The following is a 24,251-nucleotide window of genomic DNA, read 5'->3' as shown; positions in this document are numbered from 1 at the left end:
ACGGCAGGCCGCTTAATAGCAGGAAACCCAGGACACTTCGGACACCCAGGACTACCAATGGCATCGTTCACGCTCCACGGCATCCCCGTCTCCCGCGGCATTTCGATCGGGCGCGCGCACTTGCTCACGCCTGCCGCGCTGGACGTCAAGCACTACCTGGTGGCCGAAGAGCAGCTTGAGAACGAAGTGCGGCGACTGCAAGATGCGCTGGCCGACGTGCACCGCGGCCTGCAGGCCCTGTGGACCGACCTGCCGAAAGACGCCCCCACCGAACTGGGCGCGTTCATCGACGTGCATGCGCTGATCCTGTCGGATCCCATGATTTCCGAAGCGCCGCTCGACATCATCCGCACCCGCCACTACAACGCCGAATGGGCGCTGGTCACGCAGATCGACGAACTGTCGGCGCAGTTCGACGAGATTGAAGACGAGTACCTGCGCGAACGCAAGGCCGACATCCAGCAAGTGGCGGAGCGCGTGCTCAAGGTGCTGATGGGGACCGCGCAGCTGGCGAGCGCACCGGCCACGGGCGACCAGTTCCAGCCGCAGATGATCGTCGTCGCGCATGACATTTCGCCGGCCGACATGCTGCAGTTTCGCGACCGCTCCTTCATCGGTTTTGTGACCGACGTGGGCGGGCAGAATTCGCACACCGCCATTGTCGCGCGCAGCCTGGATATTCCGGCGGCGGTCGGCATGTCGCAGGCCTCCTCGCTGATCGAACAGGATGACTGGGTCATCATCGACGGCGACGCCGGCGTCGTCATCGCCAACCCCAGTGCGCTGGTGCTCGACCAATACCGCGCGCGCCAGGGCGCCATGCTAAAGGCGCGCAAAAAGCTCCTCAAGCTCAAGAAAACCCCCGCCGTCACGCGCGACGGCACCACCATCACGCTGCACGCGAACATCGAGCTGCCCGACGACTGCCCCGGCGCGCTGGAGTCCGGCGCCGAAGGCGTGGGCCTGTTCCGCTCCGAATTTCTGTTCATGGCGCGCGCCGGCCACGCGCACCGCATTCCCAGCGAAGACGAACAGTTCGAGCAGTACAAAAAGGCCGTGACGGCCATGAAAGGGCGCCCGGTCACGATCCGCACGCTCGACATCGGCGCCGACAAGCCGCTCGACCAGAGCGAGCACACGGCGCTCAACCCGGCGCTGGGCCTGCGCGCGATCCGTTACTGCCTGGCCGAGCCGCAGCTGTTCCTGACGCAGTTGCGCGCCATTTTGCGCGCATCGAGCTTTGGCAAGGTGCGCCTCTTGATCCCGATGCTGGCGCACGCGTTCGAGATCGACCAGTCGCTGGCCATGATCGAGCAGGCCAAGGCCCAGCTGCGCGAGGCCGGCCACAAGTACGACGCGGCCATTGAAGTGGGCGCCATGATCGAGATCCCGGCGGCCGCGCTGGCGCTGCCGATGTTCGTCAAACGCATGGACTTTCTGTCGATCGGCACCAATGACCTGATCCAGTACACGCTGGCGATTGACCGCGTCGACTACGAAGTGGCGCACCTGTACAACCCGCTCCATCCGGCCATCTTGCAACTGATTGCGATGACCATCATGGCCGGCAAAAAGGCCGGCATCGACGTGGCCGTGTGCGGTGAAATGGCGGGCGACACCAAGCTCACGCGGTTGCTGCTGGGCATGGGGCTGCGCGAATTTTCCATGCATCCGGCGCAGCTGCTGTCGGTCAAGCAGGAAATCCTCAACTGCGACCTGACCACGATCACCCCGCACACGCGCAAGATCTTGCGCACCATGGAGCCGCACTTAATTGCGGAAGCGGTCGAACAGCTACAGATCATTTGATACGGTTTTCTGCAAGTTTATCCATATATTGAATCACTTAGCGAGCCACATGCAATCCATTGGAATCGTCACACCCCAAACGATGCGCTTTGCCGAGCCTTTGCAACTGCAGGGCGGCGCGGCGCTGGCCGACTACACGCTCATGTACGAGACCTACGGCACGCTCAACGCCGAGCGCTCCAACGGCGTGCTGGTATGCCACGCGCTCAACGCCTCGCACCACGTGGCCGGCATGTACGAAGGCGACCAGAACCCCGGCTGGTGGAACAACATGGTCGGCCCCGGTAAACCAGTCGACACCAACCGGTTTTTTGTCATCGGCGTCAACAACCTCGGTTCGTGCTTCGGCTCGACCGGCCCGATGCACGACAATCCGGCCACCGGTAAGCCCTATGGCGCATCGTTTCCCGTCGTGACGGTGGAAGACTGGGTGGCCGCGCAGGCGCGCCTGGCCGACCAACTGGGCATCGCGCGCTTTGCCGCCGTGATGGGCGGCTCGCTGGGCGGCATGCAGGCGCTGGCCTGGAGCATGATGTACCCGGAGCGCCTGGGCCACTGCGTGGTGATCGCCTCCACGCCCAAGCTGTCGGCGCAAAACATCGCCTTTAACGACGTCGCGCGCCAGGCCATTTTGTCGGACCCCGACTACCGCGGCGGCGACTTTTACGCGCACGGCGTGGTGCCAAAAAACGGGCTGCGCGTGGCGCGCATGGTGGGCCACATCACCTACCTGTCGGACGACGACATGGCCGAAAAATTCGGCCGCAAGCTGCGCAACGCGGGCGAAGGCAACAAGTACAAATTCGACTTTGGCGTCGACTTCGAAATCGAATCCTACCTGCGCTACCAGGGCGACAAATTCTCCGAATACTTCGACGCCAATACCTACCTCTTGATCACCAAGGCGCTCGATTACTTCGATCCGGCGCGCGCCTTTGACGGCGACCTGACGCGCGCGCTGGCCGCCACCCGCGCCGAATTTTTTGTAGCCTCCTTCTCCACCGACTGGCGCTTTTCGCCGCAGCGCTCGCGCGAGATCGTGCAGGCGCTGGTGTGCAACCGGCGCCGCGTAACCTACGCCGAAATCGACGCCCCGCACGGCCACGACGCCTTCCTGCTGGAAGACGCGCGCTACATCAACATGGTGCGCGCCTATTACGAACGCATCTGGGACGGCCTTGCCGCGAAAGGCAAGCCATGAACTTCAACGACCTGTCCACCCTGCGGCCCGACCTGGCCTTTATCGCGCACTGGGTGCGCGAGGGTTCGCACGTGCTTGACGTGGGCTGCGGCGACGGCGCCATGCTGCACTACCTGCAAAGCGGGAAACAATGCACCGGCTACGGCATTGAAATTGCCGACGCTTCGCTGCTGGCCAGCGCCAAGCGCGGCATCAACGTGATCCAGCAGGACATGGAAAAAGGTTTGTCGATTTTTGGCGACAATTCCTTCGACACCGTGCTGTGCCTGTCGTCGCTGCAAATGATGCAGCACGTCGAGCCGCTGCTGCGCGATATCGTCCGGGTTGGCAATGAGGCCATTGTCTCGTTCCCCAATTTCGCGTACTGGCCGCACCGGGTGGCGCTGATCAAAGGGCGCATGCCGGTGTCCAAGTCGCTCCCTTATCAGTGGTACGACACGCCCAACGTGCGCTGCGCAACCATTTATGATTTTGAGGAACTCGCCGCCGAATGCGGACTCGAAGTACTGGAGCGGGTGGCGCTGGTCAATGGCAAGCCGGTCTCGTTCTTGCCCAACCTGCGCGGCAGCTTGGCAGTATTTCGGCTGCGCAAAAAAACACTTGTCGTGCCGTAGGCGGTATCGTGTGCCTCAAAGCAGCATTTCCTGCGATGATAGTGTTATCAAGTTCACAGCATGGAATACCATTATGAATCAATTAAAAAAAGTCACCCTCGCCATTGCTTTGATCGGCTGCGTCGGCGCTACTCACGCGCAGCAGAGTTTGCCGCGCCAGATATCGTCGGTCAGTTCCGAACAGACGCCCGAACGCAATACCGAACAGGCGCCCGAACGCAATACCGAACAGGCGCCCGAACGGGCCAGCCAACAGACGCAGGGGCGCAATAGCGGGCAGGCTACGGTGCAAGATGGCATCCAGCTGCGCCCCATGCCCAAATGGCGCAAGATTGCCTCTGCCGAGACCATGGAAGCGCAATCGAAAGAGCAGTATCTGCAGCTGATGCAGCAAGCCCAGAGCAAGGGGGCGCTGGCGCCGGCCAACAATGCGCAAGTGATCCGCCTGCGCAGTATCGCCAAGCGCATCATCCCGTACACCACGCGCTGGAATCCGGAGGCGGCCAACTGGAACTGGCAAGTCAACCTGCTCGGTTCGCAGCAGGTCAACGCTTTTTGCATGCCTGGCGGGCGCATTGCGTTTTTCAGCGGCATCCTCACCACCCTCAAGCTGACCGACGATGAAGCGGCCGCCATCATGGGCCACGAAATCGCCCACGCGCTGCGCGAGCACGGGCGCGAACAGATGGTCAAGTCCACCGCCACCAATGTTGGCGCGCGCCTGGGCGGCGCCTTGCTGTCATCCTGGCTGGGCATTGACCCCAACATCACCGGTACCGTTGCCCAGTATGGCTCGCAACTGGCCTCGCTCAAGTTTTCGCGCGACGACGAGCGCGAGGCTGACCTGATCGGCCTGGACCTGGCGGCGCGCGCCGGCTACGACCCGCGCGCCGGCGTGGTGCTATGGCAGAAAATGGCCGCCTCCAGCAAAGGCTCGCCGCCGGCCTGGATGTCGACCCACCCGGGCGGTCGCGAACGCATCGAGCAGATGAACAACCACATGAACGTGCTGCTGCCGCTGTATGCGCGCGCCAAAGGCACCTCGGTCAATAGCCTGCCGCCGTACCGCACGACCGCCATGAATTAAATGGGCGGGCCTGCCGACGCCAGTGCGATGTTGTTGCCCTTGTTGCCCATGCGCGACGGCGTGGCGCCCAGCTACATGTGGGTCCAGGAGCTCGCTCCCGGCCCGGCGCTGGCCTATCTGCTGGCGCGCTTTGCCGACGTGACCGAGTCGACCTGGCGCGACCGCATGGCGCGCCGCGAAGTGATCGACGGCAGCGGCGTGGTACTCGGCCCCGACAGCCTGCTGCGGCGCGGCTTGCGCATCTGGTACTACCGCGAGCTCGACGACGAAACCCCGATTCCATTCGAAGAGCAGATCCTGTACCGCGACGCGCACCTGCTGGTGGTCGACAAGCCGCACTTTCTGCCGACCACGCCGGGCGGGCGCTTCCTGCACGAGTCGCTGCTGGTGCGCCTGAAGCACAAGCTGGGCGAAGAGCAGCTCATTCCCATCCACCGGCTCGATCGCGAGACCGCCGGCGTGGTGCTGTTTTCGCTGCGCGCCGAGAACCGCGGGGCGTACCAGTCGCTGTTCCAGCAGCGCAGCGTGGAAAAAGTGTATGAAGCGCTGGCGCCGGCGATGCCGGATCGGGCATTCCCCTTCATCCATCGCAGCCGGATGGTCGACGGCACGCCGTTTTTTCGCATGGAAGAAGCGCCGGGCGAACCGAATTCCGAAACGCTGATCGATGTGATTGAACCGCGCGCGGAGGGCATGCTGTACCGGCTGCAGCCGCGCACGGGGCGCAAGCACCAGCTGCGCGTGCACATGGCGGCCCTCGGCGCACCGATTTTGAACGATGCGTTCTATCCGGTCGCCCTGCCGATCAAGGAAGATGATTTTATCAATCCGCTCAAACTGCTGGCGCGCGCGATAGCGTTTGACGATCCGGTGAGCGGTGAGCGGCGGCGCTTTGAAAGCGTCCGCACGCTCTGAACGATTACAGCGAGTAGTCGATAATCAAGGGCGCATGGTCGGAGAACCGTTCATCCTTGTACACCGACACCGCCTTGGCCTGCGCCGCGATGCCGGGCGTGGCGACGTGATAATCGATACGCCACCCCACGTTCTTGGCATACGCCTGGCCGCGATTGCTCCACCAGGTGTACTGCTCCGGGCGCTTGTCGATGCCGCGATGGACGTCCACGAATCCCAATTCGTCGAACACGCGCGTGAGCCAGGCGCGTTCTTCCGGCAGGAAGCCTGAATTCTTCTTGTTGCCTTTGAAGTTTTTCAGGTCGATTTCATGGTGCGCGATATTCCAGTCGCCGCAAATGACCACTTCGCGCCCTTCCTTGCGCAGCTCGAGCAGATGCGGCAGGAAAAGCGCCATGAAGCGGAATTTCGCTTCCTGGCGTTCGGGCGAGGACGAGCCGGACGGGCAATACACCGAAATGATGGTCAGGTTGCCGAAATCGGCGCGCACGTAGCGCCCTTCCGCATCGAATTCCGGGCTGCCGAAGCCGACCCGTACCGCATCGGGCTTGGTGCGGCTATAGATGCCGGTGCCCGAATACCCTTTTTTCTCGGCGTAATGGAAGTGGCCGTGGTAGCCGCCCGGCGCGAGGAAATCCTCGGTCATGTCGGGCAGCTGAGCCTTGAGTTCTTGGACGCAGACAAAATCGGCGGTTTGGGAGGCCATCCAGTTGAAAAAGCCTTTTTTGTGAGCGGAGCGGATCCCGTTCAGGTTGGCGGAAATAATTTTTGGCATGGTTCCAGGGGGAGGGGTGGCGTAAAATACGGCCAGTTACTAACAATGAATTCAACAATGAGGCAATAACGTGAACAATTTGCGCCAACAGTTTATCGCGTTTTCGGTGTCCACGGGTGTGCTGCGTTTTGGCAACTTCACCACCAAAGCGGGGCGCCAGTCGCCGTATTTCTTTAATGCCGGCCTGTTCCATGACGGCGCCACCCTGGCCCGGCTAGCCCAGTTTTACGCACAGACGCTGCTCGACTCGGGTGTGCAGTTCGACATGCTGTTCGGGCCGGCCTACAAGGGCATTACGCTCGCGTCCGCCACCGCTGTCGCACTGGCCGGCAAAGGGCACAACACCTCGTTCGCCTTCAACCGCAAGGAAGCCAAGGACCATGGCGAAGGCGGCACCATCGTCGGCGCCAAGCTTGCCGGCAAAGTGGTCATCATCGACGACGTGATTTCGGCCGGCACCTCGGTGCGCGAATCGGTGGACATGATCCGCGCCGCCGGCGCCGAGCCATGCGCCGTGCTGATCGCACTGGACCGGATGGAGCGCTCCGGCAAGGACGGCGAGCTGTCGGCCAGTTCCGCGGTACAAGAAGTCAGCCAGGAATTCGGCATCCCGGTCGTATCGATCGGCAACCTCGACGACCTGTTCAGCTACCTGAACGGCGCCGGCGCCGACCCCGAGCTGCTGCAATACAAGGACGCCGTCTCCGCCTACCGCACCCGCTACGGCATCTGACCCCGGTTGTGTAGCAACTTTTTTGCTGCTTAGCCGGCCAGCTTTTTCTTCAGCAGTTCCGTCAGCTGGGCCGGGTTGGCCTTGCCTTTGGAGGCTTTCATCGCCTGGCCGATGAGCGCGTTGATGGCCGCTTCCTTGCCGGCGCGGTATTGTTCGACGGATTTCTCGTTGGCGGCCAGTACGTCGTCCACGATCTTTTCCAGCGCGCCGCTATCCGATATCTGGCGCAAGCCCTTCTGGTCGATGATGGCGTCGGCGATGTTTTCGTCGCTCGACTTCGCTTCCCACATCGCCGCAAACACTTCCTTGGCGATCTTGTTCGAGATGGTGCCGTCGGCGATGCGCTTTAACAGCAGCGCCAGCTGCGACGCTTCGACCGGCGAATCGGCAATATCGACGCCTTCGCGGTTCAGCGTCGAGGCGACGTCGCCCATCAGCCAGTTGGCGGCAAGCTTGGCGTTTTCCTTGCCGGCCTTGGCCACCACGGCTTCAAAAAAGCCGGCCATCTGCTGCGACGACGTCATGATCAGGCTGTCGTATTCGGGCAAAGCGTAGTCGCCCACGAAGCGCGCGCGCATCGCGCCCGGCAGCTCGGGCATGTCGGCCTTGATGCGGCTGATCCAGTCTTCCGATATCAGCAGCGGCGGCAAATCGGGGTCGGGGAAGTAGCGGTAGTCCTGCGCGTCTTCCTTGCTGCGCATCGAACGCGTTTCCTTGCGGTCCGGGTCATACAGGCGCGTGGCCTGCACTACCCTGCCGCCGTCTTCGATCAGTTCGATCTGGCGCCGCACTTCCACGTGCACCGCCTCTTCAATGAACCGGAACGAGTTCAGGTTCTTGATCTCGCAGCGCGTGCCAAATTCGGTCTGCCCCACCGGCCGCACCGATACGTTGATGTCGCACCTGAACGAGCCTTCCTGCATGTTCCCGTCGCAAATCCCCAGCCACACCACCAGCGAATGGAGCGCCTTGCAGTACGCGACCGCTTCGGCGGCGCTGCGCATTTCCGGCTCGGAGACGATTTCCAGCAGCGGCGTGCCGGCCCGGTTCAAGTCGATCCCGGTCATGCCCGCATAGTCTTCGTGCAGCGACTTGCCGGCGTCTTCTTCGAGGTGGGCGCGGGTCAGGTTGACGGTGCGCGTTTCGAACTTGCCATCCTTTTCAAAACCGAACGTGACCTTGCCACCGATGACCACCGGGTCGGCGAACTGGCTGATCTGGTAACCCTTTGGCAGGTCCGGATAGAAGTAGTTCTTGCGCGCGAAAATGGACTCGGGTGCGATGGTGGCGCCCACCGCCAGCCCAAAGCGGATCGCGCGCTCGACGGCGCCCTTGTTCATCACCGGCAGCACGCCCGGCAGCGCCAGGTCGACCGGACTGGCCTGCGTGTTCGGCGCGGCGCCAAAGGCGATCGCACTGCCGCTGAAGATCTTGGAGTTGGTCGTGAGTTGAACGTGGTTCTCAATACCGATGACGACTTCCCATTGCATAGAATTCTCTCTGTTGTCTTTTAGCGTGAGCGTTTTAGCTTGAGCGTTTTAGCTCGAGCGTTTAAGCGCCGGCAGGCGCGCGGGTATGCCAGTCGGTCACTTGCTGGTACTGGTGCGCGATACCCAGCAGCTTCGCTTCGGCAAAATAGTTGCCAATGATTTGCAGGCCCACCGGGCGGCTGCTGTTTTTCTCGCCTTGGCCAAAGCCGCACGGCACCGACATGCCGGGTAAGCCTGCCAGACTGGTCGAGAGCGTGAAGATGTCGGCCAGGTAGTTGGCCACCGGGTCGTTCGATTTCGCGCCCAGGTCCCACGCCACGGTCGGCGCCACCGGCCCCATGATCACGTCGCACTGCTCGCCCAGCGCCGCCTTGAAGTCGTCGGCGATCAGGCGCCGGATCTTCTGGGCCTGCACGTAATAGGCGTCGTAGTAGCCGTGGCACAGCACGTAGGTGCCGACCATGATGCGGCGCTGCACTTCAGCGCCGAAACCCTCGGCGCGGCTCTTCTTGTACATATCGTTCAGGTTGGTGTATTCGGCGGCGCGGTGCCCGTAGCGTACGCCGTCAAAGCGCGACAAGTTCGACGAGGCTTCGGCCGGCGCGATGATGTAGTACACGGGAATCGACAGCGCCGTCTTGGGCAGCGAGATGTCAACCAGCGTGGCGCCCAGCTTGACGAATTCCTCAAGCGCTGCGCGCACGGCCTGTTCCACATCGCTGGCCAAGCCTTCGCCGAAGTATTCCTTCGGCAGGCCGATGCGCAAGCCCGTCAAGGGTTGGTTCAGGTCGCGCGTAAAGTCTTCGCGCACATTGCCCTGTTCGGCCGTCAGACTGGTCGCGTCGCGCTCGTCGAAGCCGATCATTTCATTGAGCAGCAAGGCGCAGTCTTCGGCCGTTTGCGCCATCGGCCCGCCCTGGTCGAGCGAGGACGCAAACGCGATCATGCCGTAGCGCGAGACGCGCCCGTAAGTTGGCTTGATGCCGGTCACGCCGCAAAACGCGGCCGGCTGGCGGATCGAGCCGCCGGTGTCGGTGGCGGTAGCCGCCGGCGCCAGGCGCGCGGCAATTGCCGCAGCCGAGCCGCCCGAGGAGCCGCCCGGCACCGCCAGCTTGTCCCACGGGTTCTTGACGGCGCCAAAGGCCGAGTTCTCGTTCGACGAGCCCATCGCAAATTCGTCGCAATTGAGTTTGCCCAGCGTGACCATGCCGGCCATGGCGAACTTGTCGACCACGGTGGCGTTGAAAGGGCTGGTGTAATTGGCCAGCATGTTCGAGCCGGCCGTCGAACGCCAGTCGCGCGTGACGAAAATATCCTTGTGCGCGATCGGGATCCCGGTCAGCACGCCCGCGCCGCCACCGGCCAGGCGCGCGTCGGCGGCCGCCGCCTGGGCCAGCGAGAGGGCAGGGTCCACGTGCAAAAAGGCGTTCAGGTCGCTCGCTTGCGCGCGCTGCAGGTAATGCGCGGTCAGCTCGGTGCTCGATACTTGTTTTGAATGCAGCAGCGCGGACAGCTGTTTTAATGTTTTGGTATGCATGTCTGATAGTCGGTTCGTATTTATTCAATAACCTGCGGAACCAGGTACAGGCCGTCCTGGACTTTCGGTGCGCTCAATTGATAATCGTCGCGCCGGTTTTCTTCGGTGACCTGGTCTTCGCGCAGGCGCAGCGGCAAATTGCCCAATAAGGCGGCCAGCGGCTGCGATAGCGGCGCCACCCCGGTGGTATCGATTGCCTGCATTTGCTCGGCCAGTGCGAAAATGCCGTTCAATTCTGTCAATGCCACCTCGGCATGGGCGTCGTCCATGTGGAGCTGGGCCAGGTTGGCAATGCGTTTTACGTCTGAAAGCGTGAGAGACATGGCGGGATGCACGGGGCGGACCGTGTTCAAAATGTTATGGAAATGGATAGTGAAATTTGAATAACAGTGCGCTAAATCGGATAAAAGCTTGTCAATGCCGCCGATTTCACTGTGGAGTCAGGCGCGCAATACACCGGTTTTTCAGCAATTAACGCCTAAATTATAAGGTAGAATGGCGGGCTAATGCGTTGACGGCACCGAATAGGGTTCGCCGCAGCATCAGCAAGGCCGCGCCGGTGCGGGTACGTGCAAGCGCGCAGCCTGTGTTTTACGCAGTTTCCATATTAATGATCACGCGCAGCGCTTGCGCATCAGGACACACATGTTTGGTTTTTTACGCAGCTATTTTTCGAACGATCTTGCAATTGACCTGGGTACGGCAAATACACTGATTTATGTACGCGGCCTGGGCATCGTGCTCGATGAGCCGTCGGTCGTCGCAATCCGCCAGGAAGGCGGCCCGAATGGCAAAAAAACGATCCAGGCAGTGGGCAAGGAAGCCAAGCAAATGCTGGGCAAGGTACCGGGCAATATCGAGGCGATCCGCCCCATGAAAGACGGCGTGATCGCCGACTTCACCGTCACCGAACAGATGCTCAAGCAGTTCATCCGGATGGTGCACGACTCGAAATTCTTCCGTCCTTCCCCGCGCATCATCATCTGCGTGCCTTGCGGCTCGACCCAGGTCGAGCGGCGCGCGATTCGCGAGTCGGCGCTGGGCGCCGGCGCTTCGCAGGTCTACCTGATCGAAGAACCCATGGCAGCGGCCATCGGCGCCGGCTTGCCGGTGTCGGACGCCACCGGCTCGATGGTGGTCGACATTGGCGGGGGCACCACCGAAGTGGGCATCATTTCGCTCGGCGGCATGGTCTACAAGGGTTCGGTGCGCGTGGGCGGCGACAAATTCGACGAAGCCATCGTCAACTACATCCGCCGCAACTACGGCATGCTGATTGGCGAGCAGACCGCCGAAGCGATCAAGAAGGCCATCGGTTCGGCCTTCCCCGGGTCGGAAGTGAAGGAAATGGAAGTCAAGGGCCGCAACCTGTCCGAAGGCATTCCGCGCTCGTTTACCATTTCGTCCAATGAGATCCTCGAAGCGCTGACCGACCCGCTCAACAACATCGTCTCGGCCGTCAAGAACGCGCTCGAGCAAACCCCGCCGGAACTGGGCGCCGACATCGCCGAAAAAGGCATGATGCTCACCGGCGGTGGCGCTTTGCTGCGCGACCTGGACCGCCTGCTGATGGAAGAAACCGGCCTGCCGGTGCTGGTGGCCGAAGATCCGCTCACCTGCGTGGTGCGCGGTTCGGGCATGGCGCTCGAGCGCATGGACAAACTCGGTTCGATCTTCTCGTACGAATAAAGCACTTGGCCGGGCGGTGGCTGTTCCAGCCGCACCGGCCGCACCGGCTGCACCGGCCGCACCGGCTGCACCGGCCGCCTTGGCCGCCTTGGCCTCTGGTGCCGCGCGCCGTCATTATTGGAAGTCATGGAATACAGTCCGCCGCCACTCTTCAAACAAGGTGCATCCGCCCGTGTCAAGGTGACAGTTTTCGCGTTCATTTCGATCATCCTGCTGGTGGTCGATTCGCATTTCCACGCGCTCGCCTATGTGCGCCAGATTGCCGCCACGGTGCTCTATCCTTTGCAAAAAGTAGCGATGGTGCCGCGCGACGCGCTGGGCGCCATGGGGACCTATTTTTCATCCCTGTCGGCGCTGGAAAAGCAGGTGCGCGAACTAAAGATGGCCGAAGTTGCCGCCGCCCAGACCATGCAGCAGGCGCAGCAGCAATTGGCCGAGAACGTCCAATTGCGCAAGCTGATGGGCGCGCGCGAAGCGCTGCCGGTGCCCACCCTGATGAGCGAAATCCTGTACGACGCGCGCGACCCGTCAAGCCGCAAGATCGTGCTGGACCGCGGCGGCAACGACGCGGTCGTCCTGGGCCTGCCCGTGATCGACAATGCCGGCGTGGTCGGCCAGGTCACGCGCGTGTTCCCGTTCACGTCCGAAGTGACGCTGCTGACCGACCGCGAGCAGGCCATTCCCGTGCAGGTGCTGCGCAACGGCCTGCGCAGCGTGGCGTATGGGCGCGGCCAATCGGGCTTGCTGGACCTGCGCTTCGTCACGCCCAACGCCGACATTCTGGTCGGCGACATTCTCATCACGTCGGGCCTGGACGGGGTGTACCCGGCCGGGCTGGCCGTGGCCAAGGTCATCCGCGTTGAAAACAGCGCCGCCGGCGCCTTTGGCGGCGTGGTGTGCCAGCCGCTGGCCGGCATCGACCGCCATCGCCAGCTGCTGATCCTGATGGCGCTCACCAAGCTGGCGCCGCGCCCACCCGAGGAAACGGTCAAGCCGGTCAAGAAGTCGGCCCTGCCCAAAATGACGCCAAGCGGCGCGCCGGTACTGGCGCCGCCCGATTCACAGACGGCAGCAGCGCTGGTGCCGGCGGCTCCTGCGCTGCTGCCCGCGGCCCCGACCGCCGCTCCGGCTGCCACCAATCGCGCCACGCCAGCGGTACGTGCGCCGGCGCCCACCCCGGGAGTTACCCGATGAATCGCCCGCACTACATCCTGCTGCCCGTCAGCCCCCTGTTCATCGGCTTTAGCCTGACGGTGGCCTTCCTGGTCAATATGCTGCCCTGGGGGCATTTTGCCGGCGCGCCCGACTTCGTGGCGCTGGTGCTGGTGTTCTGGGGTATCCACCAGCCGCGCAAGGTCGGCATCGGCATGGCGTTTTTCATGGGCCTGTTGATGGACGTGCACGAGGCCACGCTACTCGGCGAGAACGCGCTGGCTTACACCTTGCTGTCCTATTTCGCGATCATGATCCACCGCCGCGTGCTGTGGTTTCCGGTCCTGACGCAGGCCCTGCACGTGTTCCCGCTGCTGCTCATGACGCAGGCGACCCAGGTGCTGGTACGCTACATCATCACCGGCAAAAGCTCCGGCCTGCTGTACTTTGCCGAGAGCGCGGTCGGCATCGTGCTGTGGCCCCTGATCACCTGGATGCTGCTGGCGCCCCAGCGCCGCGCCGTCGACCGCGACGACACGCGCCCGATCTGATGCCGCTCGCGCAATGACAGAAATTAAAAACAACGATCGCGAGATCCATCTTTTCCGCCTGCGCGTCACGGCGCTGTTCGGCCTGGTCTTTATCTGCTTTTCGCTGCTGGTGGCGCGCGTGGTGTGGCTGCAGGTGGTCAAGCACAGCGACTACGCCGCGCTGGCCGAGGGCAACCGGATCGCCATCGTGCCGATCGTCCCCAACCGCGGCTTGATCGTGGACCGCAACGGCGTGGTCCTGGCGCGTAATTTTTCGGCCTACACGCTCGAAATCACGCCCTCCAAGCTGCGCGCCACGCTCGACTCGGTCATCGATGAACTGGCCACGCTGGTGGTGATCGAACCGAAGGACCGCAAGCGCTTTCGCACCCTGCTGGCCGAGTCCAAGAACTTTGAAAGCGTACCGCTGCGCACGCGCCTGACCGACGACGAAGTGGCGCGCTTTACGGCACAGCGCTTTCGCTTTCCCGGCGTGGACGTGCAGGCACGCCTGTTTCGCCAGTATCCAATGGGCGAGAGCGCGGCGCACGTGATCGGTTTTATTGGCCGCATCAACGAGCGCGAAGCCAAGGCGCTGGAAGAGGGCAGCGACGGCAACAACTATCGCGGCACCGACCACATTGGCAAGGAAGGCATCGAGAAAAGCTACGAAGCGCAGCTGCACGGCCAGACCGGCTACCAAAAAGTCATCAAGACCGCCGGCGGACGCGCGGTGAGCACCATGTCGCGCACGGAGGCTACCGCCGGCAACAACCTGGTGCTGTCGATCGACATCGAGCTGCAGAAGATCCTCGAGGACGCCTTTGCCGACTTTCGCGGCGCGCTGGTGGCGATCGAGCCGTCCACCGGCGACGTGCTGGCGTATGTCTCGCGTCCCGGTTTCGATCCCAACCTGTTCGTCGACGGGATCGACAGCCAAAGCTGGAACGAACTCAATACCTCGCTCGACCGGCCGCTGCTGAACCGCCCGCTGCAGGGCACCTATCCGCCCGGTTCCACCTTCAAGCCTTTCATGGCGCTGGCCGCGCTCGAGCTGGGCAAGCGCACGGCCGGCTACACGCTCTCCGACCCGGGTTCGTTCAGCCTGGGCGGCTACCGCTGGATGGACGACAAGGCGGGCGGCCACGGCGCGGTCGACATGTACCGCTCGATCGTTATCTCCTGCAATACCTATTACTACATGCTTGGCAACGACCTGGGCATCGACGCCATCCACGACTTCATGGAGCCGTTCGGCTTTGGCCGCCTGACCGGGATTGACCTCGACAGCGAACGCAAGGGCGTGCTGCCGTCCAAGGAATGGAAGCGCACGCACTTCGCCAAGAACAAGGCGATGCAGCAGTGGCAAAAGGGCGACACGGTCAACATCGGCATCGGCCAGGGCTTCAACAGCTATACCATCTTGCAGCTGGCGCATGCGGTGGCCACGCTGGCCAACGACGGCGTGGTCATGAAGCCGCACCTGGTCAAGATGATCGAAGACGGCACCACGCGCGTGCGCAAGCCGACGGTGGCTGCGCCGAGCTTCAAGATCGCGCTCAAGCAGGCCAACATCGACATCATCAAGCACGCGATGGTCGGCGTCACGCTCGAGGGCACCGGCAAGCTGGCCTTTGCCAACGCGGGCTACTCGGCCGGCGGCAAGACCGGCACTTCGCAAACCGTGGGCTTGAAACGCGGCGAAAAATACAATGCCAAGGCGATGAATGAACGCTTCCGCGACAATTCGCTGTACGTCGCCTTTGCCCCGGCCGACAAGCCGCGCATCGCGCTCGCCCTGATCGTGGAGAACGCCGGCTTTGGCGCCGCGATTGCCGCTCCGATCGCGCGCAAGGCGCTCGACTACCACTTGCTGGGCAAGCGCCCGGGCGGCAAGGGCGCCGCCGTGCCAACCGCGGTTGCGGTCGAAGAGCTCGACGCCGTCCCGCCCGACCCGGTGCCCGAGACGCTATTTCAACCGGGCGCCCCGGCGCCCGCGCCCAAGGAATAACCGCATGCGTATCAATGAACGGCGCTCGCTCTGGCGGCGCATGAAACCGTACATCCTGGTCTTCGACGCGCCGCTGGCGATGATCCTGTTCCTGCTGCTGGCCACCAGCCTACTGACGATGTACTCGGCCGGGATCGAGTTCCCGGGCCGCTTTGAAGCGCAGATGCGCAACACCCTGATCGCCTTTTTGATCATGTGGGCCGCCGCGCTGGTACCCCCGCAAACGCTGATGCGCCTGGCCGTGCCGATCTACACGGTCGGGGTGGCGCTGCTGGTGGCGGTGTTCCTGTTCGGCGTGGTCAAGAAGGGCGCGCGCCGCTGGCTTTATATCGGCACCGATATCCAGCCGTCCGAGATCATGAAGATCGCGATGCCGATGATGCTGGCCTGGTATTTCCACCAGCGCGCGGGCATGGCGCGCTGGCAGAATTTTGCCATCGCCTCGGTGCTGCTGGCCGTGCCGGTGGGGCTGATCCAGCTGCAGCCGGACCTGGGCACCTCGCTGCTGGTGCTCTCGTCGGGCTTTTACGTCATCTTTTTGGCGGGGCTGTCGTGGAAGGCGCTGGGCGGGCTGTTCTTCGCTGGCGCGGCCAGCCTGCCGGTGGCCTGGTCGCTGATGCACGACTACCAGCGCGACCGCATCATGACGCTGATCGATCCCACCAAGGACCCGCTGGGCAAGGGCTTTCACATCATCCAGTCGATCATCGCGATCGGCTCGGGCGGCTTTTCGGGCAAGGGCTTGCTCAAGGGGACCCAGTCGCACCTCGAATTCGTCCCCGAGCACACCACCGACTTCATTTTTTCGCTGTACTCGGAGGAGTTCGGCCTGGTCGGCATCCTGGGACTGGTGCTGATCTACCTGCTGCTGATCGGGCGCGGGCTGATCATCGCCGCCAATGCACCGAGCCTGTTCACGCGCCTGCTGGCCGGGGCGATTGCCATGATTTTCTTCACCTACGCCTTTGTCAACATGGGCATGGTGAGCGGGATTTTGCCGGTGGTCGGCGTGCCGCTGCCGTTCATGAGCTATGGCGGCACCGCGTTTGGTACACTCGGGCTCGGTGCAGGTATCCTGATGAGTATTCAGAGGCATCGAAAACTAATACAAACCTGATACGAAAGGCGCGATGAACGTGTCGAGACACCCCCCACTGATCATCGCCGCCAGCTTGCTGGCGCTGCTGTCGGGCTGCGCCGAAACGCCGCTGGTCGGCGGGCGCGGCCACATGCCGGCGCCGCCGCTGCGCGCCGCCAGCCATCCTCCCCTGCGCGCCGAGTTGCCCGCGCTGCCCCCGCCGGCGACCAGACCGGGCGGCTACTACATGGACGACGGTCCGGAAGACTCGCCCCCGCCCAACCTGGAACAGGTGCCCGATGCGCAGGTGCGCTTCGAGCCGTATTCGCGCTATGCGAACCGGCCGTATGTCGTCTTTGGCAAAAGCTACACGCCGCTGTTGAACGAGCAGCCTTTCATTCAGCGCGGCGTCGGCAGCTGGTACGGCAAAAAATTCCACGGCCAGAAAACCTCGTCGGGTGAGCTCTACGATATGTACAAGATGACGGCCGCCCATCCGACGCTGCCGATTCCTTCGTATGCGCGCATCACCAGCGTGGCCAGCGGCAAGCAGGTGGTGGTGCGCATCAACGACCGCGGTCCCTTTCATGCGTCGCGCATCGTCGATGTCTCGTACACGGCGGCCGTCAAACTGGGGCTGCTGCAAAACGGCAGCCACGAAGTGCGGCTCGAACGCTTGCTGCCGGACGCCGGCACGCGTCTGGCGACGGTGCGCCGCAACGCCACCGAGCCCGATGAAGCGCGCCAGGGTCCGCTGCAGGCGGCGGCCGAGCTTAATCAGCTGATTGTCGAGAACAAGGCCGAGATCAAGGCCCTGAAGGTGCATCCGGCGAACGGCTCCGATGAAGCGCCGATGGCGGTAGCGGTGGCCGCGCCGGCGGGCGGATTTTATGTGCAGATGGGCGCTTTCAGCCGGGCCGACAAGGCGGCCGAGATCCGCGCCAGGATCATGGGCAATGGCTGGGCCGGTGCGGGACTGGACGTTGTGTCTTTCGGTGCGCTGCACCGTGTGCTGAGCGGCCCGTTTGGCACCCGCGCCGAAGCGCAGGACGCGGCGCGCGACGTGGCCGGTTCGCTCGGGCTGCGCCCGATCGTGATAAAGCGATAGACTTACTTGCAGGTGCGCGTATCGGCCGTGAATTTTGCGGCGATAGCGTCAAGCTTGGCGCGCGTGTCGGCATCGATATTGCGGAAGCGGTAGACCAGCCTGGTTGCGGCGCTCGAGCGGCCGGCCACCTTGGCGCCGACCACGCCCTGCTTTTTGAGTGCCGCCATCAGCGTCTGCGCCGCCGCCTCCGACTTGAATACGCCCAGCGAAATGGCCCACTTGGTCGGCGAGCTGTCGTTCATGATGAAGAAGTTGCTCACCCCTTGCGCTTTCAGTTCCGCCGCCTTTTTGTCGGCCGCTTCCTTGCTGCCCAAAGGCGGGATCATCACCATGTGGCTAGTGATTTCCTGCCCCGTCACTTCTTCCTGCGACTGCTTGTCGGCCAGCTGCAAGGGCGCCACCTGGCGCTCGAAGCGGCGCGCCTCGGCGGCGGCGAAGTTGCCGATCTCGGTGCACGCGATCAGCGCGCCGGCGGCGCTCGTCTCTGTCACCGCTGGTGCCGCGGCCTCCGGCGAGGTTGGGAGAACCGGCGGCAGGCCCGCCGGCTGCAGGCGCAGCTTGTCGGTATTGATCTGGTTCTTGATGCGCCCCGGTTCGCGCTCGCCGGCCTTGAAGCTGCCGAGCGCCCCATGGTCATAGGCGAACAGCACGGCGTTCAGGCCCAGCAAAGTCCAGAAGATTAATTTCAGCACAGGCTATCCCGTTGTGGGGTGTGAAGCGGCGGCGGCCCGTTGCAGGCCGATCAGGACGATATTATCGACCATCCGGTGCGCCACTGTCAGCACCGGCGCAATAAACGGCGCGGCGCCGCCCGAGACGATGCACGCTTGCGCGCGGTGCAGCGCGCAGGCCCGTTCGATGGCGCCGGCCTGCGCCGACAGGCAGCCTGCCATAATGGCGTCGTCGGTATTGTCGGCAAAGCCGGCCGTGAGCGTTTTTCCCAGTTCAACTGAAGGCAACTGCGCGGTGTTCCTGGCCAGCGAAGCGGCCATCAGGCCCAGGCCCGGCAAGATCATGCCACCCAAAAAACGTCCGTCGGCGCTGACGGCATCAATCGTGGTGGCGGTGCCGCAGGTGGCCACTACGAGTGCCTGACCAGGGGCCAGCGCGCGCGCGCCCAGCGCGGCGGCAAAGCGATCGCACCCGAGCTGGCCGGGATTGCGGTAGCCGTTGCGCATGCCGTCCAGCTGGGGCAGCGACGCGAACCAGTCGATGGTGGTGGTGGGCAGCATCAGCTGCAGCTGGTCGCGCAGCTTGGCTCCCGCCACGTTGGCCACCACCGCGCGCACGACCCTGCGGCCCTGCCAGCAGGCCGGCAGATAATTGAGTTCGGCGTGCGACACGGCGCCCGCGTCAACCCACTGGCCCAAAGGCGCGCCGGATTCTGCCAAGGCCCACTTGATGCGCGTATTGCCGGCGTCGATCAGCAGCAGCATCGGCTTATGCCTGCGCGCGCAGCGACACGTCGCCGGCCACGATGGCGATGCGGCCGGCGGCGCTGTCGAGCAGCAGCGCGCCGCTGTCGTCAACGCCGGCGGCAATGCCTTCGGCCACGGTCACGCCGCCGTCGACAATCTGCACCATGCTGCCCTGGTGGGCGTGCAGGCGGTTCCAGCGCGCGCTGAAGGCCGCAAAGCCAAGCTGGCCGAACTGGTCGAGACTAGCCGCGAGGTTCGACAGCAGGGCTGCCATCAGGGCGTCGCGGTCCATTGCCGCCAGCCATGGCGCGCTGGCTGCAGGGCGGCCGATGCGCTGTTCGAGTTCGTCGGGCAAATGCAGGTTCAGGCCGATCCCGATTACTGCCCACACGGCGTCGTCCGGGGCGCTCCGGGTTTCAATCAGCACGCCGGCCAGCTTGGCGCCATCCTTGAGCAAATCGTTGGGCCACTTGAGCTGCACGTTGACGCTCAGGCTGGCCAGCGTTTCAGCCAGCGCCACGCCCACGGCCAGCGGCAAGCCTGCCAGCGCGTGCAGCGGGCAGTGGAACTTCCACGCCACTGAAAACGTCAGCGAGCCGCCTTCGGCCGACAGCCAGCTGCGGCCCGCCCGGCCGCGCCCGGCGTTCTGGCGCTCGGCGATCAAGACCGTGTTGCGCGCCTGGTGCGCGCTGCGTGCCAGCAGGTCGGCATTGGTGGAGCCGGTTTCAGCGACCACTTCAATGTCGGCTACCGCGTTGAATGCGGGGCCGCAAATGCGGGCAATCGCCGCGCCGTTCATGCTTCGCCTGCCGGGTCTTTACGTGCGGGGTCGATGCGGGCCGGGTCTTTACGTGCTTTATGCGGCGCCTTGGAAAACGCGAAGTCGTACAACCAGTTGGGCAGCATGCGCAGCAGCTTGGCCACCACGCCCATTTGCCACGGGATGACGCGGTAGCTGACGCCGCTGGCGACCGCGCGCGCGGCCTTGGCGGCAAAGCGCTCGGCCGGCATCAGGAACGGCATCGGATAGGTGTTTTTTTGGGTCATCGGAGTGGCGATATAGCCGGGCGCGATGGTCACCACGTCAATGCCGTAGGGTTTTAACTCCAGCCGCAGCGACTCGCAGTAGCACACCACCGCCGCTTTCGAGGCGCTGTAGGCGCCGGCGCCGGGCAGGCCGCGCACGCCGGCCACGCTGGCGATGCCGACCAGGCGGCGCCGCCCGGTCTGGGCTTTCATGCTCTCGATGAAGGGCGAGAAGGTGGCGAAGGTGGCGCTCACGTTGGTGCTGAGGATGGCGTCGAAAACTTGCTGGTCTTCGGGGTGTTCGGTCAGGGTGCCGTGCGAGACGCCGGCGCAGGCGATGACGATGTCGGCGCCCCCGGCGCGCGCGATGAAGTCGTGCGCCGCGCTGGTCAAGGCGGCATGGTCCGTCACGTCCAGCGCATAGACGGCGTGCCGTTCGGGATGCGGCAATTCGGCCACCAGGGCGGCAAGCACCTCGGCGCGCCGCGCCACCAGGCCCAGCATCGCGCCTTGCGCGGCGTATTCGCGCGCGAGCGCCGCGCCAATGCCGCTCGAGGCGCCGGTGATGAAAACGCGCATCATGCGCCGACCGCGTGCAGCGTCACTTCTTTTCTGCCAGCGCTTTGGCCACCAGATAGTCCATGACCTTGAGGGCGGCCTGCTGGCTGTCCGCTTCGCCCAGCGGCGGGGTGACGGCCGAGCTGACCTGCTGCGGCGAGGTGATGAAGCGGCCATCGATGGCAACCGTCGGCCACTGGCGAATCTGGTAAGCCTCGGCCAGGCCCTTGGCGCGGTTGACGCGCGAGGCGGTGCCGAAGGAACGGTAGGCGTCGCCCAGCTTTGCGCGGTCCAGGCCGGCGCCGCCCGCCCATCCAAGAATGGCTTCGTCGCTCGTCAGGCGCAGGTTGCTGACGTGGATGGCGTCAAATACCTTAGCGTGGTTTTGCTCGAGCACGCCCATGCCTTCCAGCGTCACATACAGGCGCTGCAGCGGCTGCTCGGCGGCGCTGAAGGCCACGTGCACGCGCCGGAAGACGACCTTGTTCTGGTTTTTTCGGACCCAGTCGGCCAGCGCCGGCTCGAACGCGTGGCAGTGCGGACAGGCGTACGAAAAGAATTCGGTGACTTCGACCTTTTTACCGGCGTCGGTGTTCTGGACGTTGGGCAGGACGCGGTATTGCTTGCCCTCGACGGGAGCGTCGGCGGCGGACGCGCTTGCGGCAACGCCCAGGGTCAGGGCAAACAACAGCTTCTGGATCAAACGCATGGTGGGTCTCCGTGGTTACTTCTGGTTTTTGACAATGGCGACATCGATGCCGCTGTCGATCAGTTTGGCGCGCGCCTTGTTCATCGCTTCCACCTGCGGGAAGGGGCCGACCCGGACCCGGTGCAGCACGCCGCTCTCGTTGGGCTTTTCGCTGATCGACGCTTCAAAGCCGAGCAGCGCGAGCTTGGCGCGCGTGTTTTCGGCGTCGTCGATTTCGCGGAAGGCGCCGGCCTGCAGGTAGTACGTCACCTTTTCGTCGCCCGTGTCGGGCGCCACCGGCTTGGGCTGGATGTTGGCCGCCTCGGACGGCTTGGACTCCGGCGCCATCTTGGCTTCGGTCGTAGGTTTAGCTTCAGGCGCAGGTTTGGCCTCGGCCAGCTTGGCGTCGGCCGTCTTGGCCGGCGCTGCCGCCGCCGGAGGATCCATTTTCTTGACCGCCTCGCCCAGCGGATCATCCTGCTTCTGCTTGTCCGCCACTTCCTTGTTGGCCTGGCGCGCCGCTTCCTTGTTGCCGTACATTGGCTTGTTCGGGTCCGCGATCTGGTCCGGACTCGGGTCGGCCATCTTGCCCGCCTTGCCGGATTTGTCGGTGAACGGCGTGCCGCCCTTGGTGATCAGGAGCGCGACGGCCACGGCGATGACCAGGCCCACGATCAGGCCGATGATGACGCCGGTGAGCGTATTGCCGCGCTGGCGGAAAAGGGTGGTGGAAGCGAATGTCATGGAAGTCTTTTAATAAGCGACGATTACATCTGGGTTGGCAGTGACGGGACGGCTTTACATCTGGACCGGCGCCGAGACGCCGATCAAGGCCAGGCCATTGCGCAGCACCTGGCGCGTGGCATGCATCAAGGCCAGGCGCGCCATCTTGAGCGTGGCGTCCTCGACCAGCACGCGCTCGGCAAAATAAAAGCTGTGCAGGTTGGCGGCCAAGTCGCGCAGGTAGAACGCGATCTGGTGCGGGCCAAGTTCGCTCTGCGCGCGCGCGAGCACTTCCGGGTAGCTCGCCAGCGTGGCCAGCAGCGTCAGTTCGGTGGGCGCGGTCAAGGGCGACAGGTCGGCCGTAGCCAGCGCGGCTTCGTCGCCGGTGAACTGCTCGAGCATGCGGCAAATGCGCGCATGGGCGTACTGCACGTAATACACGGGGTTTTCATCGGACGTCTTGAGGGCGACGTCGACGTCGAACACGAATTCGGTGTCGGCCTTGCGCGAAATAAGGAAAAAGCGCACCGCGTCGCGCCCCTTGGCGATGTTGCCGTCGCCGGACCATTCGATCAGGTCGCGCACCGTCACGTACGAGCCGGCGCGCTTGGAGATTTTCACTTCGGCGCCGTCCTTCATGACGGTGACCATTTTATGCAACACGTAGTCCGGGAAGCCCTGCGGGATGCCCTGGTCAAGCGCCTGCAGGCCGGCGCGCACGCGCGCGATCGTCCCGTGATGGTCGCTGCCCTGGATGTTGATGGCCTGGCCGAAGCCGCGCTGCCACTTGACGAGGTGATACGCCACGTCCGGCACAAAATAGGTGTAGCCGCCTTCGGACTTGCGCATCACGCGGTCCTTGTCGTCGCCAAAGTCGGTGGTGCGCAGCCACAGCGCGCCATCCTGCTCGTACGTCTTGCCGGACTTGATCAGCGCCTCGACCGCCTGCTCGACCTTGCCGTCTGCGTACAACGACGACTCGAGATAGTAGTTGTCGAACTTGACGCCGAATGCGAGCAAGTCGATGTCCTGCTCGTTGCGCAGGTAGGTGACGGCGAACGGGCGGATCGAATCGAGGTCGTCTGCATTGCCGCTGCCGGTGACGGGCGCGCTGTCGCTGGCCGACACGGTCTTGCCGGCCATGAAGTCGGCTGCGATATCGGCGATGTAGTCGCCGTTGTAGGCAGCTTCAGGCCACTGCGCGTCGCCCGGCTTGAAGCCCTTGGCGCGCGCCTGCACCGAAGCTGCCAGGGTGGCAATCTGCACGCCGGCGTCGTTATAGTAAAACTCGCGCGTGACGTCAAAGCCTTGCGAGTCGAACAGGCTGGACAAGGCGTCGCCGAGGGCGGCCTGGCGGCCATGGCCCACGTGCAGGGGGCCGGTCGGGTTGGCCGAGACGAATTCGAGGATGACTTTTTTGCCGGCGCCGGCTGTGCTGCGACCGAAAGCGGCTTTCTGGTCCAAAATGGCCTTGACCACCGCCTGCTTGCTCGACGCCGCCACGCGCAGGTTGATGAAGCCGGGGCCGGCGATGTCGGCGCTTTCGACCAGGGCCTTGCCGGCCGGGTTCTCGAGCAGGGCGGCGACGATTTTCTGGGCCAGCTCGCGCGGGTTCATCTTGAGCTGCTTGGCCAGCTGCATGGCGATATTGCAGGCGACGTCGCCGTGCGAGGCGTCGCGCGGGCGTTCCAGCACGACGTTGGCGGTAATGTGCGTTCCCCCGGCCCCTTCCAGAATGGGGGCGAGGGCGTCCTGGAACAGGGCGACGATTTCTTGTTTTTGCGAGGCGAGCATGTGCGGTGTTCTATAGAGTAAAAGAGCGGTGGCCGGGCCACAGGCATAGTTGGGTCCAATTATACTGGTTTGGGCAGGGGCTGAGCAGTGTTGGCGCGGGGTCGGACCCCGGTGTTTCTTTTAGGGGGTCTGAGCCCGGTTCGACGGCGGCGCCGGCAGCCTGCCCTAAGTCCCCGCCGCACCCGGGTCAGACATGCCTGTGTCCAGCCGACCGCGATGCGGTGTTGTTTTATCAGCCACCCGAGCGTGCTTAAGCCTCGCGCAAGTCTAACCCGGTACAATTGCGTCTTTATAAAGCATCAAGATCGCCACTGC

Annotated in this window: 23 protein-coding genes; 12 read left to right on the top strand and 11 right to left on the bottom strand. The window is 63.8% G+C overall.

Annotation, left to right across the window (positions count from 1 at the left end; genetic code table 11):
- Positions 1-57 precede the first annotated feature (57 nt).
- The 5 genes from ptsP to ACP7BV_RS16505 all read left to right on the top strand — a co-directional run bounded on the left by ptsP (position 58) and on the right by ACP7BV_RS16505 (position 5,626).
- Positions 58-1,809 carry a phosphoenolpyruvate--protein phosphotransferase gene (gene ptsP, locus ACP7BV_RS16525; protein WP_426105359.1) on the top strand — a complete coding sequence of 584 codons (1,752 nt, stop codon included), beginning with the start codon at positions 58-60 and terminating at the stop codon, positions 1,807-1,809.
- Between the two features lie 82 nt (positions 1,810-1,891).
- A complete protein-coding gene (gene metX / locus ACP7BV_RS16520; protein ID WP_426105397.1) occupies positions 1,892-3,010 on the top strand; it encodes a homoserine O-succinyltransferase MetX in 1,119 nt (372 codons plus the stop codon).
- Positions 3,007-3,624, top strand: a complete 618-nt coding sequence (gene metW / locus ACP7BV_RS16515) for a methionine biosynthesis protein MetW (protein ID WP_426105357.1) — start codon at positions 3,007-3,009, stop codon at positions 3,622-3,624. The genes metX and metW overlap by 4 nt, the downstream gene beginning before the upstream one ends.
- A gap of 73 nt (positions 3,625-3,697) precedes the next feature.
- The gene (locus tag ACP7BV_RS16510) at positions 3,698-4,711 is read left to right on the top strand and encodes a M48 family metallopeptidase (RefSeq protein ID WP_426105355.1); all 1,014 of its coding nucleotides are present in this window, start codon (positions 3,698-3,700) and stop codon (positions 4,709-4,711) included.
- Entirely contained in the window at positions 4,712-5,626 is a 915-nt protein-coding gene (locus ACP7BV_RS16505; protein WP_426105354.1) for a pseudouridine synthase, read from the top strand.
- Between the two features lie 4 nt (positions 5,627-5,630).
- Here ACP7BV_RS16505 and ACP7BV_RS16500 read toward each other — a convergent pair whose 3' ends face one another.
- A complete protein-coding gene (locus ACP7BV_RS16500) occupies positions 5,631-6,401 on the bottom strand; it encodes an exodeoxyribonuclease III (protein ID WP_426105353.1) in 771 nt (256 codons plus the stop codon).
- 70 nt (positions 6,402-6,471) lie between these two features.
- Here ACP7BV_RS16500 and pyrE point away from each other — a divergent pair, with 70 nt between their 5' ends.
- A complete protein-coding gene (pyrE, locus tag ACP7BV_RS16495) occupies positions 6,472-7,134 on the top strand; it encodes an orotate phosphoribosyltransferase (RefSeq protein ID WP_426105351.1) in 663 nt (220 codons plus the stop codon).
- A 29-nt stretch (positions 7,135-7,163) separates the two neighbouring features.
- Here pyrE and gatB read toward each other — a convergent pair whose 3' ends face one another.
- From gatB to gatC, 3 genes are all read right to left on the bottom strand, one after another.
- A complete protein-coding gene (gatB, locus tag ACP7BV_RS16490) occupies positions 7,164-8,624 on the bottom strand; it encodes an Asp-tRNA(Asn)/Glu-tRNA(Gln) amidotransferase subunit GatB (protein WP_426105349.1) in 1,461 nt (486 codons plus the stop codon).
- A gap of 61 nt (positions 8,625-8,685) precedes the next feature.
- Positions 8,686-10,161 (bottom strand): Asp-tRNA(Asn)/Glu-tRNA(Gln) amidotransferase subunit GatA, encoded by a 1,476-nt coding sequence (gatA, locus tag ACP7BV_RS16485; RefSeq protein WP_426105348.1) that lies wholly within the window; start codon positions 10,159-10,161, stop codon positions 8,686-8,688.
- Positions 10,162-10,181: 20 nt separating this feature from the next.
- Entirely contained in the window at positions 10,182-10,484 is a 303-nt protein-coding gene (gene gatC, locus ACP7BV_RS16480) for an Asp-tRNA(Asn)/Glu-tRNA(Gln) amidotransferase subunit GatC (RefSeq protein WP_426105345.1), read from the bottom strand.
- Between the two features lie 322 nt (positions 10,485-10,806).
- Here gatC and ACP7BV_RS16475 point away from each other — a divergent pair, with 322 nt between their 5' ends.
- The 6 genes from ACP7BV_RS16475 to ACP7BV_RS16450 all read left to right on the top strand — a co-directional run bounded on the left by ACP7BV_RS16475 (position 10,807) and on the right by ACP7BV_RS16450 (position 17,729).
- A complete protein-coding gene (locus tag ACP7BV_RS16475; protein WP_018057985.1) occupies positions 10,807-11,850 on the top strand; it encodes a rod shape-determining protein in 1,044 nt (347 codons plus the stop codon).
- 126 nt (positions 11,851-11,976) lie between these two features.
- Positions 11,977-13,044, top strand: a complete 1,068-nt coding sequence (gene mreC / locus ACP7BV_RS16470) for a rod shape-determining protein MreC (protein WP_426105343.1) — start codon at positions 11,977-11,979, stop codon at positions 13,042-13,044.
- Complete coding sequence (gene mreD / locus ACP7BV_RS16465; RefSeq protein ID WP_426105341.1) at positions 13,041-13,553, top strand: rod shape-determining protein MreD; 513 nt, start codon at positions 13,041-13,043, stop codon at positions 13,551-13,553. Before mreC ends, mreD begins: the two co-directional genes overlap by 4 nt.
- A 13-nt stretch (positions 13,554-13,566) precedes the next feature.
- Complete coding sequence (mrdA, locus tag ACP7BV_RS16460) at positions 13,567-15,543, top strand: penicillin-binding protein 2 (RefSeq protein WP_426105339.1); 1,977 nt, start codon at positions 13,567-13,569, stop codon at positions 15,541-15,543.
- Positions 15,544-15,547: 4 nt separating this feature from the next.
- Entirely contained in the window at positions 15,548-16,660 is a 1,113-nt protein-coding gene (gene rodA, locus ACP7BV_RS16455) for a rod shape-determining protein RodA (RefSeq protein ID WP_426105336.1), read from the top strand.
- 13 nt (positions 16,661-16,673) lie between these two features.
- Positions 16,674-17,729, top strand: coding sequence for a septal ring lytic transglycosylase RlpA family protein (locus ACP7BV_RS16450; RefSeq protein WP_426105335.1), 1,056 nt, complete (start codon positions 16,674-16,676; stop codon positions 17,727-17,729).
- Positions 17,730-17,731: 2 nt separating this feature from the next.
- On the opposite strand, the gene ACP7BV_RS16445 is transcribed toward ACP7BV_RS16450, so the two are convergent.
- Genes ACP7BV_RS16445 through argS form a run of 7 tightly spaced genes read right to left on the bottom strand, consistent with a single transcriptional unit; the run spans position 17,732 to position 23,936 of the window.
- The gene (locus tag ACP7BV_RS16445) at positions 17,732-18,421 is read right to left on the bottom strand and encodes an SPOR domain-containing protein (RefSeq protein ID WP_426105333.1); all 690 of its coding nucleotides are present in this window, start codon (positions 18,419-18,421) and stop codon (positions 17,732-17,734) included.
- Between the two features lie 3 nt (positions 18,422-18,424).
- Positions 18,425-19,165 carry a type III pantothenate kinase gene (locus ACP7BV_RS16440; RefSeq protein ID WP_426105332.1) on the bottom strand — a complete coding sequence of 247 codons (741 nt, stop codon included), beginning with the start codon at positions 19,163-19,165 and terminating at the stop codon, positions 18,425-18,427.
- Between the two features lie 4 nt (positions 19,166-19,169).
- Entirely contained in the window at positions 19,170-19,946 is a 777-nt protein-coding gene (locus tag ACP7BV_RS16435; protein WP_426105331.1) for a biotin--[acetyl-CoA-carboxylase] ligase, read from the bottom strand.
- Entirely contained in the window at positions 19,943-20,755 is an 813-nt protein-coding gene (locus tag ACP7BV_RS16430) for an SDR family oxidoreductase (RefSeq protein WP_426105329.1), read from the bottom strand. The genes ACP7BV_RS16435 and ACP7BV_RS16430 overlap by 4 nt, the downstream gene beginning before the upstream one ends.
- 19 nt (positions 20,756-20,774) lie before the next feature.
- On the bottom strand, positions 20,775-21,440 hold the full coding sequence (locus ACP7BV_RS16425; RefSeq protein ID WP_426105328.1) for a thiol:disulfide interchange protein DsbA/DsbL: 666 nt from the start codon (positions 21,438-21,440) through the stop codon (positions 20,775-20,777).
- A 15-nt stretch (positions 21,441-21,455) separates the two neighbouring features.
- A complete protein-coding gene (locus ACP7BV_RS16420; RefSeq protein ID WP_426105327.1) occupies positions 21,456-22,163 on the bottom strand; it encodes an SPOR domain-containing protein in 708 nt (235 codons plus the stop codon).
- Positions 22,164-22,217: 54 nt separating this feature from the next.
- Entirely contained in the window at positions 22,218-23,936 is a 1,719-nt protein-coding gene (argS, locus tag ACP7BV_RS16415; RefSeq protein ID WP_426105326.1) for an arginine--tRNA ligase, read from the bottom strand.
- Positions 23,937-24,251 lie beyond the last annotated feature (315 nt).

The sequence above is a fragment of the Massilia sp. TSP1-1-2 genome (assembly GCF_049896185.1).
GTDB lineage: Bacteria > Pseudomonadota > Gammaproteobacteria > Burkholderiales > Burkholderiaceae_D > Telluria_A.
The sequence above is the reverse complement of the archived record's forward strand: the minus strand, read 5'-3'. Positions and strand labels throughout refer to the sequence as shown.